This is a genomic window from Corynebacterium lubricantis DSM 45231, from assembly GCF_000379425.1.
GTDB lineage: Bacteria > Actinomycetota > Actinomycetes > Mycobacteriales > Mycobacteriaceae > Corynebacterium > Corynebacterium lubricantis.
The window spans coordinates 51611-65377 of sequence record NZ_KB902235.1 but is presented as its reverse complement, the minus strand read 5'-3'; the positions used below and the strand labels follow the sequence as shown (position 1 = coordinate 65377).

Annotated in this window: 12 protein-coding genes; 9 read left to right on the top strand and 3 right to left on the bottom strand. The window is 59.9% G+C overall.

Translation table 11 applies throughout. The annotated features are described in order from the left end of the window. Positions 1 to 3 precede the first annotated feature (3 nt). The 3 genes from tsaD (at position 4) to groL (ending at position 3153) form a co-directional block, all read left to right on the top strand. Positions 4 to 1062 carry a tRNA (adenosine(37)-N6)-threonylcarbamoyltransferase complex transferase subunit TsaD gene (gene tsaD, locus A37O_RS0111805; protein ID WP_018297710.1) on the top strand — a complete coding sequence of 353 codons (1059 nt, stop codon included), beginning with the start codon at positions 4 to 6 and terminating at the stop codon, positions 1060 to 1062. Positions 1063 to 1215: 153 nt separating this feature from the next. Beyond that, positions 1216 to 1515, top strand: coding sequence for a co-chaperone GroES (gene groES / locus A37O_RS0111800; protein ID WP_018297709.1), 300 nt, complete (start codon positions 1216 to 1218; stop codon positions 1513 to 1515). A gap of 18 nt (positions 1516 to 1533) precedes the next feature. After that, positions 1534 to 3153, top strand: a complete 1620-nt coding sequence (gene groL / locus A37O_RS0111795) for a chaperonin GroEL (RefSeq protein ID WP_018297708.1) — start codon at positions 1534 to 1536, stop codon at positions 3151 to 3153. Positions 3154 to 3247: 94 nt separating this feature from the next. Here the strand turns inward: groL and A37O_RS0111790 are convergent, their stop codons facing one another. Continuing rightward, positions 3248 to 3586: a WhiB family transcriptional regulator gene (locus A37O_RS0111790; protein WP_018297707.1), complete on the bottom strand. Its 339-nt coding sequence runs from the start codon at positions 3584 to 3586 to the stop codon at positions 3248 to 3250. Between the two features lie 646 nt (positions 3587 to 4232). On the opposite strand from A37O_RS0111790, the gene A37O_RS0111785 reads away from it, so the two are divergent. Beyond that, a complete protein-coding gene (locus A37O_RS0111785; RefSeq protein WP_018297706.1) occupies positions 4233 to 4832 on the top strand; it encodes a sigma-70 family RNA polymerase sigma factor in 600 nt (199 codons plus the stop codon). Further along, a complete protein-coding gene (locus A37O_RS15480) occupies positions 4825 to 5730 on the top strand; it encodes a hypothetical protein (protein ID WP_018297705.1) in 906 nt (301 codons plus the stop codon). Before A37O_RS0111785 ends, A37O_RS15480 begins: the two co-directional genes overlap by 8 nt. Here A37O_RS15480 and A37O_RS0111775 read toward each other — a convergent pair. After that, a complete protein-coding gene (locus tag A37O_RS0111775) occupies positions 5727 to 6104 on the bottom strand; it encodes a DUF5319 domain-containing protein (RefSeq protein ID WP_018297704.1) in 378 nt (125 codons plus the stop codon). The genes A37O_RS15480 and A37O_RS0111775 overlap by 4 nt on opposite strands. 136 nt (positions 6105 to 6240) lie before the next feature. Here A37O_RS0111775 and guaB point away from each other — a divergent pair, with 136 nt between their 5' ends. The 4 genes from guaB to guaA all read left to right on the top strand — a co-directional run bounded on the left by guaB (position 6241) and on the right by guaA (position 12519). Beyond that, positions 6241 to 7764, top strand: a complete 1524-nt coding sequence (gene guaB / locus A37O_RS0111770; RefSeq protein WP_018297703.1) for an IMP dehydrogenase — start codon at positions 6241 to 6243, stop codon at positions 7762 to 7764. A gap of 123 nt (positions 7765 to 7887) precedes the next feature. Continuing rightward, positions 7888 to 9021 (top strand): GuaB3 family IMP dehydrogenase-related protein, encoded by a 1134-nt coding sequence (locus tag A37O_RS0111765; RefSeq protein WP_018297702.1) that lies wholly within the window; start codon positions 7888 to 7890, stop codon positions 9019 to 9021. A 142-nt stretch (positions 9022 to 9163) separates the two neighbouring features. Then, on the top strand, positions 9164 to 10939 hold the full coding sequence (locus A37O_RS0111760; RefSeq protein WP_018297701.1) for an APC family permease: 1776 nt from the start codon (positions 9164 to 9166) through the stop codon (positions 10937 to 10939). A 23-nt stretch (positions 10940 to 10962) separates the two neighbouring features. Next, complete coding sequence (gene guaA / locus A37O_RS0111755; RefSeq protein ID WP_026196341.1) at positions 10963 to 12519, top strand: glutamine-hydrolyzing GMP synthase; 1557 nt, start codon at positions 10963 to 10965, stop codon at positions 12517 to 12519. Between the two features lie 80 nt (positions 12520 to 12599). On the opposite strand, the gene A37O_RS0111750 is transcribed toward guaA, so the two are convergent. Then, positions 12600 to 13730, bottom strand: a complete 1131-nt coding sequence (locus A37O_RS0111750; protein WP_018297699.1) for a PspC domain-containing protein — start codon at positions 13728 to 13730, stop codon at positions 12600 to 12602. Between the last annotated feature and the right edge of the window lie 37 nt (positions 13731 to 13767).

Sequence of the window (13767 nt, the reverse complement as noted above, 5' to 3'; positions counted from 1 at the left end):
ACCGTGATCGTTTTAGGTATCGAATCCTCCTGCGACGAGACCGGTGTGGGAGTCATCGACTTAGGCGAGGACGGCTCGATGACAATCGTCGCCGATTCCGTTGCTTCCTCGATGCAGGAGCACGCGCGCTTCGGCGGCGTCGTGCCCGAAATCGCTTCCCGCGCACATCTCGAGGCCATGCCCCAGGTGATGGCCGATGCACTCGCGCAGGCGGGTATTGATAAGCCGGATGCCGTTGCTGCGACGGTCGGCCCGGGTCTCGCCGGCCCGCTGCTGGTGGGCGCGTCGGCGGCGAAAGCCTATGCCGCGGCGTGGGGAGTGCCCTTCTACGGTGTCAACCACTTAGGCGGACACGTGGCCGTGGCCAACCTCGATGGGGCAGAGGAGTTGCCGCACTCGATCGCGCTTCTGGTCTCCGGCGGACACACGCAGTTGCTCGAGGTCGAGGCCGTGGGCAAGCCCATGAAAGAACTTGGCTCCACGCTCGACGACGCGGCAGGGGAGGCCTACGACAAGGTCTCTCGCCTTTTGGGGTTGGGATATCCGGGCGGTCCGATCGTCGATAAGCTTGCGCAACGCGGCAACCCGCAGGCGATCGCCTTCCCGCGTGGCCTCAACCGCCCGCAGGATTTGCGCGGCGAGCACCGCCACGACTTCTCCTTTTCCGGGCTGAAAACGTCGGTGGCGCGCTACGTTGAGCGTGCCGAGCGCGACGGCGAGGTCATTTCCATCGAGGATGTGTGTGCCTCTTTCCAGGAAGCCGTCGCCGACGTGCTCACCCAAAAGGCCATTCGCGTGTGCCAGGACACCGGTGCGACGACGCTGCTGCTTGGTGGCGGCGTTGCGGCCAACTCCAGGTTGCGTTCGATGGCACAAGAGCGTTGCGACGAGGCGGGGATCGAACTGCGCGTGCCCAGGTTTCAGCTCTGCACGGACAATGGCGTGATGATCGCAGCGCTAGGCGCGCAACTCATTCACGAGGGAGCTCCGGAATCCGGTTATGGTGTGGGAACCGACACGTCGTTGGAGGCAGAAGTGCCTCTGGTGCTGGAGAAAAGTTAGCTTGTAGCGATTCATGTTGAAACTTAGCACTCGCATGGGTAGAGTGCTAAATAGGTTGTTTGACACACAGTTGTTCACCCGCGACGACGGCTGTGCAGGACTAAACCAACCAGCACAAGAACAAAACTGATTTCTCTCGAAAGGTTACACAACGTGGCAAACGTAAACATCAAGCCATTGGAAGACAAGGTTCTGGTTCAGATCGTCGAGGCGGAGACAACCACCGCTTCCGGCCTGGTTATCCCAGACTCTGCAAAGGAAAAGCCACAAGAGGCTACCGTCATTGCAGTGGGTCCTGGTCGCACCGATGACAAGGGCAACAAGATTGCCGTTGACGTCAAGGAAGGTGACACCGTTATCTTCTCCAAGTACGGTGGCACCGAGCTGAAGTACAACGGCGAAGAGTACCTGCTGCTCTCCGCTCGTGACCTGCTCGCAATCGTCGAGAAGTAGTCGGGGGTCTTTTAACCCATGGCAAAACTTATTGCATTTGACCAGGAGGCCCGCGAGGGCATTCAGCGTGGTGTGGATATCCTCGCTGATGCGGTCAAGGTAACCCTCGGCCCGAAGGGGCGCAACGTCGTTCTGTCCAAGGCTTTCGGTGGCCCAACCGTCACCAACGACGGTGTCACCATCGCACGCGATATCGACGTGGAAGATCCATTTGAAAACCTCGGCGCACAGCTGGTGAAGTCGGTCGCTGTGAAGACCAACGACGCTGCTGGTGACGGCACCACCACCGCAACCCTGCTCGCGCAGGCGCTGGTGAAGGAAGGCCTGCGCAACGTTGCTTCCGGCGCGAACCCAATCGAGCTGAACAAGGGCATTTCTGCCGCAGCCGAGAAGGTCGTCGAGGAACTGCGCGCACGCGCAACCGAGGTTTCTTCTTCCGAAGAGATCGCCAACGTTGCTACCGTGTCCTCCCGCGACGCTATCGTCGGCGAGATGGTCTCCGGCGCAATGGACAAAGTGGGCAAGGACGGTGTTCTCACCGTTGAGGAATCCCAGTCCATCGATTCGTACGTTGACGTGACCGAAGGCATCTCCTTCGACAAGGGCTACCTGTCTCCTTATTTCGTCACCGATGCTGAGACCGGCCACGCTGATCTCGAGGACCCATACGTCCTGCTGGTACGCAACAAAATCTCCTCGCTGCCAGACTTCCTGCCACTGCTGGAAAAGATTGTTGCTACCAACAAGCCAGTCCTGATTATCGCTGAAGACATCGACGGCGAGCCACTGCAGACCCTGGTTGTGAACTCGATCCGCAAGGCCATCAAGGTCGTTGCTGTGAAGGCGCCATACTTCGGTGAGCGTCGTAAGGCGTTCATGGATGACCTGGCTGTAGTTACCCAGGCCACCGTGATTGATCCTGAGGTTGGCATCAACCTCAAGGATGCTGATTTGGACGTTCTTGGTTCCGCACGTCGCGTGAACGTGACCAAGGAAGACACGGTCATCGTTGACGGTGCTGGCTCTGCTGAGGCCGTTGAGGCTCGTCGTGAGCAGATTCGTCGCGAAATCGAAAATACCGATTCCACCTGGGACAAGGAAAAGGCAGAAGAGCGCCTGGCCAAGCTGTCCGGTGGCGTCGCTGTCATCCGCGTTGGTGCTGCAACCGAGACCGAGGTCAACGAGCGTAAGCTGCGCGTCGAAGACGCCATCAACGCTGCGCGTGCTGCTGCACAGGAAGGCGTGATCGCCGGCGGTGGTTCCGCACTTGTGCAGATCTCCGAGATCTTGAAGGAGTACGCGAACGAGTTCGAAGACGACCAGAAGGTCGGCGTGCTGGCTGTGTCTCGTGCGCTGGTAAAACCTGCGTACTGGATCGCAGACAACGCAGGTCTTGACGGAGCAGTTGTTGTTTCCAAGATCGCTGAGCGCGCCAATGGTGAGGGCTTCAACGCCGCAACCATGGAGTACGGCAATCTGATCGAGCAGGGCATCATTGACCCGGTAAAGGTCACCGCATCTGCTGTTGTAAACGCAACGTCTGTTGCTCGGATGATCCTCACCACTGAGGCATCCGTTGTGGAAAAGCCCGCTGAGCCTGAGGCTCAAGCAGCCGGTGTCCACGGACATCACCACTAAGAGCTAGTCCTTAACGCTCCCGCTTTCGCCAGTGCACCACTGCGAAGGTGGGGGCGTTTTGCGTTGCGTATACCGCTTGCGCGCTACTTGCGTGTTATTTAGCGCGAGCTGCAACGGTGGGCACTGCTGGAGCACCCTTCGCGCGCACCTTACGTGGCTGGCGGGCGCGCAGCAGGTTCTGGCGCTCGGATTCGCTCATGCCACCCCAGATGCCATAAGGCTCTGCCACCTTGAGCGCGTGCTCGCGGCACTGCTCGAGGACCGGGCAGGTGTAGCAGATAGACTTGGCACGATTCTCGCGCTGTGCGCGAGCACGACCGCGCTCGCCGTCCGGGTGGTAGAACACATCTGATGCCTGGCCACGGCAGGAACCGTGCAACTGCCAATCCCAGAAGTCGGCGTTTGGTCCTGGAAGCTGCTGTGGCTGAGACATGGTTGTATTCCCCTTTATATGAGCACCGGAGCTGCGTTGTACGCAGATGGTGGACACGGATGTTGACTAGGCGTCGCGCTGAGTTCGTGCAGTGTTCGCGCTGAGCTCGCGCTGCGACCCGAGATGAAGTGTGGTATCCCATGGTTAACATTTGGTTGAATTTGTGTTGCCGGAAGTTTGATAGGTGGCCCCTTTAGGTGAAAAGGTGTTCCTGACCTGCGCAGACTGTCCAGGTTAAAGGTGGGTGAACTTTTGGAAAATGCTGAAGAATCCCTCTCAACTACCTTGTAAAGCCACTTGTAAAGTTTGTTAAGGGTGTGGTGTTAGTGCTCGTCTGGGGCGAAAATATTGCTTTTTGCTAACGATTTAACGTTAGGTATGCCAAATTGGGTAATTCCTACGCAGTTCACAGGTTTGGCTTCGGTTATGTTCTACGTTTTGTCTAGTACTTCTGGGGTCATGGAGAAGTGAAGGCGCGCGTAATATCACTTCTGAACTGGGAAAATGTTTCGGCCAGGTGGGGGTTTATGTGACGTGCTTCAAGAAATGTCTGGGCCACAGGGTATGATTGGGATTCGATTTAACTGATTGAAAAGCTGTATCAATCCGTTGAATCGTTTTTCACCGCACTTGTACAAATCCGTAGATGCAAAGTAGGGCTATCGTGTCAGACTCAACCGCCGACGAACGGCTCGCAGAGCTCGTTCCTATGGCTGCAGACGGTGACCGTAGGGCACTGCAGGAAGTGATACGGATTGTCTACCCGAGGGTTCTGCGCTACACCCGGGCACGCATCGGTGGTGGCCGAACCCCGACGGCAGAGGATACTGCCCAGGAAATCTGCCTCGCTGTGTCCCAGTCGATTGGAAAGTATGTCGACCGCGGGAAGCCTTTTATGGCCTTTGTGTACGGCATTGCATTCAACAAAGTTGCAGATGCCCACCGAAGCATGTCGCGAGACAAATCGAACCCCACAGAAGACGTTCCAGATGGGGAATATTCCGGGACCACTCCAGAGGAATCTGCGCTGGTTATTGATGGAAGTAACAGAGTCAGAGCGTTGCTCGATTCACTAAGTGAGAAGGCCCGAGACATTATCATTCTGAGAGTGTTCGTGGGACTTTCTGCAGAAGAAACTGCGGATGCCGTTGGAAGTACAGCGGGGGCTGTGCGAGTGGCACAGCACCGTGCGCTCGCTTCCTTAAGGCAGTCTTTAGAGCAAGAGAAAGAGTCGAACAATGACTAAGCGGCGCAATGAGGATGCGAACAGCGACATCACAGATCAGCTCAAACCGCTGATCGACGATGACGCATTCTTGACGTCTTTGTCGCGAGGGGAAGATCCCTCAGGCGGCGAAGACGAGTTGGCGCAGCTTCTTTTAGAGCTACGCCAAGAGGTCAACGGCCAGATGCCACCGGCACCCGTCATCGAGGGCGGCGAAGAAGTCGCGGATGATGGCGCGAATGGCTCGGGGGAGAGCACTGATGCTGCTGTCCTCCCGCTTGGCCCTGCCCGCAATAAGCGTCGCGTGAATCCGTGGCTAGCTGGTTTTGTCGGTGCTGCCGCCTCTGCGGTCGTTGTCGTGGGATCCGGTGCGGCGATCTATAACGCCACCCCAGGTTCTGCTCTGTGGCCGATCTCTACGGCCATCTACGGCGATCGTACGGCCGTGGTTGAACTTGCAGGCACCTTAGACGAGATGCAGTCTGCCACCGATAACGGCGACGAGGATCGGGCGCGCGAGCTGCTCAGTCAGGCTCGTTCCATCGTGGGAGACATGAAGGAAGGCACGGACGTCACTGCAACCGATGCCCGCGCAAATCAATCCCGCGAGGCGGGTACTCCTGGCACCGAGACGGTGACGGTGACCGTGACTCGAGCACCGCGAGATGCTGCAGAATCGTCCCAGCGCGAGAGTGCGGAGTCCGTGACCGACGCGCAGGTTGCTACCGTCACTGAGACAGTGACCCCAAGTCCTGGCGCACCAGTGACTGTGACGCAGACAGAAACCCAGACCCAAACACAGGTAGAAACGGTGTACGTGGAAGCGCCCGTGCGCGAAAACCCACTGCCACCGACGCAGGCTCCGGTAGAGGTTGAACCGCAGCCTACCGCGGCGCCGGTAGCACCGCAGCAGTACTAGCGGGATTCCAGCCCGTCTAGGTACCCCAAGGCGTAGTCCCATGGGACAAACGCGTTGGGGTCAGGCTCCACGCTGGGCTCATGTACAGGCGGAATCTGATTGCCGAGCGTGGCCACCATGTTTGTTTCCATGATGTCCCAGTCGTAGAAGTGCATCTGGTCGCAGTCTTCACACAAGAAGTAGATTCCCAGAATGCCGCGTGGCTTGAGCACCTGGCGAAATTCGCGCACGTGTCGCAGATCCTCAAGGACGGCGGCGCGTTCATCGTCGCTAAGCGGCTCGATGTGCTCTTCATCGAGAAACGAGGCCGGATCGTTGGGATCATCGGCAAACGGATCGCGTGGCATCATGGAGTCATAGTTCACACTGGTCACCCTATTGTTTCAAGTGCCATAGAGCAATTTGCCAGCGCACAACACGACTTGCGTGCGGGCTAGGAATCTAGGGCCTTTAGGCACTAAGGTAAGAGCAAGCGAATTGTAGGTGTCTGTGATAGGAGAACTTAAAGATATGACCGAACCACACGTGTTTACCGGTGGAGATGACCCAACCAAGATTGCATTACGTGGACTGACCTTTGATGATGTTCTTCTTTTGCCAGCTGAATCGCACATCGTGCCAGGCGAAGTGAACACCTCGGCGCAATTAACCCGCAAGATCCGCCTGGGCATCCCCGTGGCGTCTGCTGCTATGGATACTGTCACCGAGGCACGCATGGCGATCGGGATGGCACGCCAGGGCGGTATCGGTGTGCTGCACCGCAACCTGTCCGCTGAAGAGCAGGCGGAGCAAGTAGATATTGTGAAGCGTTCCGAGTCCGGAATGGTCACCAACCCAGTTACCGCGCGCCCAGACATGACCATCGAGGAAGTCGATGCATTGTGCGCGCGGTTCCGTATTTCTGGCCTGCCTGTCATCGATGACGAGGGCAAGCTCGTTGGCATTATCACCAACCGCGACATGCGCTTCGAATCCAACTTCGAGCGCAAGGTCTCTGAGGTCATGACCCAGATGCCACTGGTTGTGGCCAGCGAGGGTGTCACCAAGGAAGAAGCACTTGAGCTGCTGAGCACCAACAAGGTGGAGAAGCTGCCGATTATTGATGGCGAGGGCAAGCTCACCGGCCTGATCACGGTGAAGGACTTCGTGAAGTCCGAGGCTTACCCGAACGCATCCAAGGACGATTCCGGTCGCCTCCTCGTTGCAGCTGGTATCGGTACCGGTGAGGATTCTTACTCCCGCGCAGGCCTGTTGGTCGACGCTGGCGTCGACGCACTCGTGGCCGATTCCGCTCACGCACACAACAACCGCGTGCTTGAGATGGTCGCGCGCATCAAGAAGGACTTCGGCGCCAACGTCGAGGTTATCGGCGGTAACCTGGCTACCCGCGAGGCAGCCCAGGCCATGATCGATGCTGGTGCGGATGCCATCAAGGTCGGTATCGGCCCAGGCTCGATTTGTACCACCCGCGTTGTCGCAGGTGTAGGCGCTCCTCAGATCACCGCGATCCTGGAGGCGTCCGTTCCAGCTCGCGCGGCTGGCGTGCCAATCATCGCCGATGGCGGCATGCAGCACTCCGGCGATGTAGCGAAGGCCATCGCGGCCGGCGCATCCACCGTCATGCTCGGCTCCATGCTTGCAGGTACCGCGGAGGCCCCAGGCGACATCGTCGTTGTCGGTGGTAAGCAGTACAAGCGCTACCGCGGCATGGGTTCCATGGGCGCTATGCAGGGCCGTGGCCTCTCCGGCGAGAAGCGCTCCTACTCCAAGGACCGCTACTTCCAGGCAGATGTGACCAGCGAGGACAAGCTGGTTCCAGAAGGCATCGAAGGTCGCGTGCCTTACCGTGGCACGATTGATGCGATTACCCACCAGATCGTCGGTGGCCTGCGTGCTGCAATGGGTTACACCGGTTCTTCTTCCACCGAGGAGCTGCAGACGAAGCAGTTCGTGCAGATCACCACCGCTGGTCTGCGCGAATCGCACCCACACGACATCACCCAGACCGTCGAGGCGCCGAACTACCACAGCTAGTTTTTCGCTTCACGACGATTGGCCCGCCCCTTCCCAGCGTTTCCGCTGCGGAGGGGGCGGGTCTTTGTACTTCTGTGAGGCCTATCTCTCTCGCAGGTGGGGAAGGCCCGTAGAATAGGCCCCATGCGTGATTACGTAGAAATCGGAATTGGGCGCGAAGCCCGCTCAACCTACCACCTCAGCGACGTCTCGATCGTGCCAACCCGTAGGACACGATCGTCCAAGGACGTGGATACCACCTGGAATATCGACGCTTATACCTTTGATATTCCCGTGGTGGCACATCCCACCGACGCCGTGGTCAGCCCCGAGTTTGCCATCGAAATGGACAAGCAGGGTGGCCTGGCGGTGCTCAACGCTGAAGGCGTGTACGGACGCCACGCGGATGCCGATGCCGCGATTGCCTCTATCGCAGAGGCCGTCAAGCAGGGCGACCGCGCGGCAACGCGCGCGCTGCAGGAACTGCACAAGGCGCCCGTCGATACCGACCTGCTCACCGAGCACATCACCCAGATTCGTGAATCCGGGGCGACCGTTGCGGTGCGCGTGAGCCCGCAATACGCCCGCGAGATCGCACCTGTGGTGATCAAGGCCGGCGCCGAGCTGCTCTTCATCCAGGGCACCATGATCTCCGCTGAGCATGTTCAAGAAGGCGGCGAACCGCTGAACCTGAAGGAGTTCATCGGTTCTTTGGAGATCCCTGTCATCGCTGGCGGCGTCTCCGATTACACGACTGCTTTGCACCTCATGCGCTCCGGCGCAGCAGGCATCATCGTCGGCTCGGGCGACACCACCTCCGAGAGCGCTCTGGGTATTGGTACCCCGATGGCCACCGCGATTGCTGACGCTGCCGCTGCGCGCCGGGAATACCTAGACGAGACCGGTGGTCGCTACGTCCATATCATTGCCGACGGCGAGATCGCACTCTCCGGCGACATTGCTCGCGCCATCGCCTGCGGCGCCGACGCCGTCATGCTGGGCGCACCGCTGGCTCGCACCGCTGAGGCAGCAGGCAAGGGATTGTACTGGCAGTCCTCGGCAGCGCACCCGCAGTTCCCGCGCGGCTACGTGGAGATGACCGAGAGCTTCGAAGCCGATGCTGAGGAGAATGTGGCCTCGCTCGAGGAAGTTCTGCACGGCCCATCGTCAGACCCACTGGGCATGTTTAACGTGGTCGGCGGCCTGCGTCGAGCAATGGCGAAGTGCGGCTACACCGATGTGAAGAGCTTCCAGAAAGTGCAGCTTTCGCTGAACTAGTGATGCCCTATTGTGTTGGGCCACAGGGAGGCGTAATTTTCCAGGTGTGACTAACAGAGTAGGCAAGCCCTACCGCCCAGTCCGCCGAGATAACTTCACTACGCGGCCGTCGAAAGAACGCCATTACTCCTGGTGGAAAGTGATGTGCCTGTCCGGCGTGGATTATTTTTCCACGCTCGGCTACCAGCCCAGCATCGCCATTATTGCCGTAGGCGCGTTGGCCCCGCCCGCCACCCTCGTGCTGGTCTTGGTGACCATATTGTGTGCCGTTCCGGTCTACCGCCGGGTCGCTCGGCATTCGCCACACGGAATGGGATCAATCGCGCTCATCGAAGGGCTCACCCATGGTTGGCTCGGCAAACTGATCGTGCTCGTCCTGCTGGGATTTGCCGCCACGGACTTCATGATCACCATCACGCTGTCCTCAGCGGATGCCTCCGCGCACCTATTGCACACGACGGAATCCCCATGGCAGCTCCCACTGACCATTGGCCTGATCGTCCTGCTGGCGCTGGTATTCATGCGAGGCTTCAAGGAAGCCGTCTCCGTCGCAGTGGTCCTGGTAAGCACTTATCTGACGCTGACCCTGATCGTTCTCGGCGCTGGCGTGTACCAGCTGTACCAGCACCCGGAGTTGATTGGTAACTGGGCCAATGCACTCGCGCACTCGCATGCGAGCCCCTGGGCCATCGTGCTAATTTCCCTGATCGTCTTCCCAAAGCTCGCGCTGGGACTGTCCGGGTTTGAAACCGGCGTGTCCGTGATGCCACTCATTCGCGCCAATTCCACAGAGGAGCGCGTTCGAGGTGCGCACCGCTTGCTCACCACCTCTGCGCTGATCATGTGCGTGTTCCTCCTATTGTCTTCATTCGTTGCGGTCACGCTGATTCCCGCAGCGCAGTTTCAAGCGGGAGGCACCGCCGAAGGCCGCGCGCTGGCCTGGGTCGCCCACGAGTACCTAGGGAGCACCTTTGGTGCGGTCTACGATATCTCGACGGTCGCCATTTTGTGGTTTGCCGGGGCCTCCGCCATGAGTGGTTTGCTCGCCCTGATCCCGAAGTACTTGCCCCGGTATGGCATGGCACCGCGGTGGGCGCAGCGCTCCCGTCCGATGGTGGGAGTATTGGCGGCGGCGGCAATCGTCGTCACGCTCGTGTTCCGTGCTTCCGTGACGCAGCAGGCCGGGGCGTATGCCACCGGCGTGTTGGTGGTCATCACCTCGGGCGCGATCGCCGTCACCTTGTACGCGAAGGGCGCAGCACGCGGGTACTTCGCAGTTGTGTCGGTGATTTTCATCGCGACCACCGTGGCCAATATTATTGAGCGCCCCGACGGCATCCGGGTCGCCGCCTGGTTCATCCTCTGCATCATCGTTTTCTCGTTTGCCTCGCGCATGTGGCGGGCCTACGAGCTTCGCGACGTCGGCGTGACCTGGGACGAGAAAGCAGAAACAATCCTCTCGGCACATACCACCGGCAACCGCATCAATATTGTGCCTTTTGCTCCCCACCTGGTTACAAACACGGATGAGGACGAACTCCGCTCGAAGGACCAAGAGATCCGGCAGAATAACCACCTGGATGAAGAATCCGTGGTCTACCTGGAAATTCAACTCCGCGACCCCTCGGCCTTCTCGGAGCAACTCCACGTCGAAGGGCGCACCGACGAGGACGGCCGGGCAATCCTGTCGGTGTGTGCGTCCTCGGTAGCAAACTCGCTGGCTGTGATCGCGATCCATATTGGAAAGAACTTCAACGTTCTACCCACGCTCTACTTCGATTGGGCGCAGGGAAGCCCATGGCTGCAGACGCTGCGCTATATCTTTCTGGGCAAGGGCCAAGTGGCCACGGAGACACGTGAGATCTTGCGCCGCGCCATCGCCGACGAATCGAAAAGACCTAGAATTCACGTGGGGTAGGGGCGTCGACTACACTTTGGAACGTGAATACACCTAATCCTCGCCCCGTGCTCGTCGTCGATTTCGGCGCCCAGTACGCTCAGCTGATTGCTCGCCGTGTGCGTGAGGCCAGAATTTATTCTGAGGTCATCCCGCATACCGCCACCGCAGAAGAAGTCAAAGCTAAAAACCCTGCAGCCCTGGTCCTCTCCGGTGGCCCCTCGTCGGTGTACGAGGATGGTGCACCGAAACTAGACCCAGAAATCCTCGAGCTCGACCTGCCCGTCTTCGGCATTTGCTACGGCTTCCAGTCTATGACGGCGGCGCTCGGCGGCACCGTGGAAAAGACCGGTACCCGCGAATACGGTCGCACCCCGCTGTCGGTTGACGGTGGCGTGCTGCACGCCGGGCTTAACGACGAGCACCCGGTCTGGATGAGCCACGGCGATTCCGTGACGTCCGCACCGGAGGGCTTTACCGTGACCGCGTCCTCTCCTGGCGCGCCGGTGGCTGCGTTTGAGAACGTGGAGAAGAAGATGGCGGGTGTGCAATACCACCCTGAGGTCATGCACTCCCCGCATGGCCAGGAAGTGCTGACTCGCTTCCTCACCGAGGTCGCAGGACTGAAGCAGGATTGGACCCCAGCGAATATCGCCGAGCAGCTCATCGAGCAGGTCCGCGAGCAGATCGGCCCCGAGGGCAAGGCAATCTGTGGCCTGTCTGGTGGCGTCGACTCCGCCGTGGCCGCAGCTATCGTGCAGCGCGCCATCGGTGATCGTTTGACCTGTGTGTTCGTGGATCACGGTCTGCTGCGCCAGGGTGAGCGCGAGCAGGTGGAGCAGGACTACGTGGCTGCTACTGATGTCCGCCTTGTCACCATGGACGAGCGCGAGAACTTCCTGAACAAGCTGGCCGGCGTGACCGACCCAGAGGCGAAGCGCAAGGCGATCGGTGCGGAGTTCATCCGCGCGTTCGAGCGCGCCGTCGCAGGCGTGCTGGAAGGCGAGCAGGTGGACTACCTGGTCCAGGGCACCCTGTACCCCGACGTCGTCGAGTCCGGCGGCGGCACCGGCACTGCCAATATCAAGAGCCACCACAACGTGGGCGGCCTGCCCGACGATGTTGAGTTCGAGCTCGTCGAGCCACTGCGCCTGCTGTTCAAGGACGAGGTCCGCGCCGTTGGCCGCGAGCTCGGCCTGCCCGAGGTGATTGTCAACCGTCAGCCATTCCCTGGCCCTGGTCTGGGTATCCGCATCATCGGTGAGGTCACCAAAGATCGCCTCGACCTGCTGCGTAAGGCAGATGCCATCGCCCGCGAAGAGCTGACCAAGGCTGGCCTGGACAACACCATCTGGCAGTGCCCAGTGGTCCTTCTAGCAGACGTGCGCTCCGTTGGTGTGCAGGGCGACGGCCGTACCTACGGCCACCCAATCGTGCTGCGCCCCGTGGCCTCCGAGGACGCCATGACCGCGGACTGGGTCCGCGTGCCGTACGAGACGCTGGAGATCATCTCTACCCGCATCACCAACGAGGTCGACGACGTCAACCGCGTGGTGTTGGACATTACCTCCAAGCCACCGGGAACCATTGAGTGGGAATAAAAGCAACCACCGGGCGCTAAGGATCTTGCGATCTTTAGCGCCCGGTGCGCTTTTGGTGCTCGGTGCAGCTAGCTGAGAGGTTAGTTGCGCACGTTGATGTCTCCCAGACTGTTGTCGATGCGCACGGTAAGCGTGCCACCTTCTGCATCAGGGTTGACTAGCCCCGGGCAGTGCGCGGTGCCGAGACTCACCGAACATTCGAACTGGGTGCGAGCCTCGCTCGACGGAGTGATGTGGGTTTCGCCCAGGCTGTTGTCGATGGTGATGGTGCGATCGCTGTCGAGCACGGGCAGGTTCGACATGTCGACGGTGAGTTCGCCAATGCTGTGCTCAATATTGGTTAGATCAGCCTCGCTGGACATGGTGACCATGCGGTCACCGGAGGTGTCGCCGAGGTCCACATTGCGGACGATGCCGAAGCCTGTGGCGGAGAAGATCAGGACCACAACGGTGGTGGTGCCGATGATCCATGCCCAGCCGTGCTTGCGCTTCTTCGGGGGCTCGGGCTGTGGCTGAGCGGGCTCAGGCAGGTCCCACAGCTCGGGCACGGTGCCCAGCGGATCCCAGGCAGGGGGCGTGTTGCGCCCGACGTCGGGGTGAGGGTAGCCGTCGACAGGGTGCAGGGTGGAGAAGTCAGGGGAGAAGCTTTGCGACGAAGTCGTTTCCCCCTGGGCGCTTGCGCCCTCGCTTGCGCTTGTTTCCGGGGCGCTCATGCCCTTGCTTGTGCCCTGTGGAGGGTTTGCCAGCAAGCCATCCGGTGCTTCAGGAGTGCGCTGGTGCAGGAAGTAGATCAGCGCGCCGAACACCACAAGTGTGAGCAGTCCGCTCAGGGAGGTCGAGCTTGCGCCCATCCCGCCGAGCAAACCGATGGTCATAATAGAGGAGAACACGATGAGAACCCAGCCGGTGTTGCGTTCTTCCTTTTCGGTGGGATTGAGCGTGTCCTTTTCTGCGGCAACTGCGTCCCAAGGAGACGTTGTCATGCCGTAGCGGGGCATAACCAGCATGAGGAGTAGGTAGACGAGGAGGCTGCCACCCCATGCGAAGAAGGTGACAACGAAGATGATGCGGATGAGGGTGGGGTCGATGCGGTAGCGGGCTCCAAGGCCCTCGCAGACACCGCCGAGGTAGGCGTTGCCGCCTTGCTTCTTCGGGATGCGGGGTGGTCGGGTGGCCCAGATGTCTTTGAGGGTGTCGTTGAAGGTGCTCATGCTTTAAGTTTCGCTGAGATCCGCCTGGTTGTGAATC

What these genes read in the sequence shown, in the direction of transcription:
- groL (WP_018297708.1), top strand. Translation starts at nt 1,534, where the DNA reads ATGGCAAAACTTATTGCATTTGACCAGGAGGCCCGCGAGGGCATTCAG.
- A37O_RS0111790 (WP_018297707.1), bottom strand. Translation starts at nt 3,586, where the DNA reads ATGTCTCAGCCACAGCAGCTTCCAGGACCAAACGCCGACTTCTGGGAT.
- A37O_RS0111785 (WP_018297706.1), top strand. Translation starts at nt 4,233, where the DNA reads ATGCAAAGTAGGGCTATCGTGTCAGACTCAACCGCCGACGAACGGCTC.
- A37O_RS15480 (WP_018297705.1), top strand. Translation starts at nt 4,825, where the DNA reads ATGACTAAGCGGCGCAATGAGGATGCGAACAGCGACATCACAGATCAG.
- guaB (WP_018297703.1), top strand. Translation starts at nt 6,241, where the DNA reads ATGACCGAACCACACGTGTTTACCGGTGGAGATGACCCAACCAAGATT.
- A37O_RS0111765 (WP_018297702.1), top strand. Translation starts at nt 7,888, where the DNA reads ATGCGTGATTACGTAGAAATCGGAATTGGGCGCGAAGCCCGCTCAACC.
- A37O_RS0111760 (WP_018297701.1), top strand. Translation starts at nt 9,164, where the DNA reads ATGTGCCTGTCCGGCGTGGATTATTTTTCCACGCTCGGCTACCAGCCC.
- A37O_RS0111750 (WP_018297699.1), bottom strand. Translation starts at nt 13,730, where the DNA reads ATGAGCACCTTCAACGACACCCTCAAAGACATCTGGGCCACCCGACCA.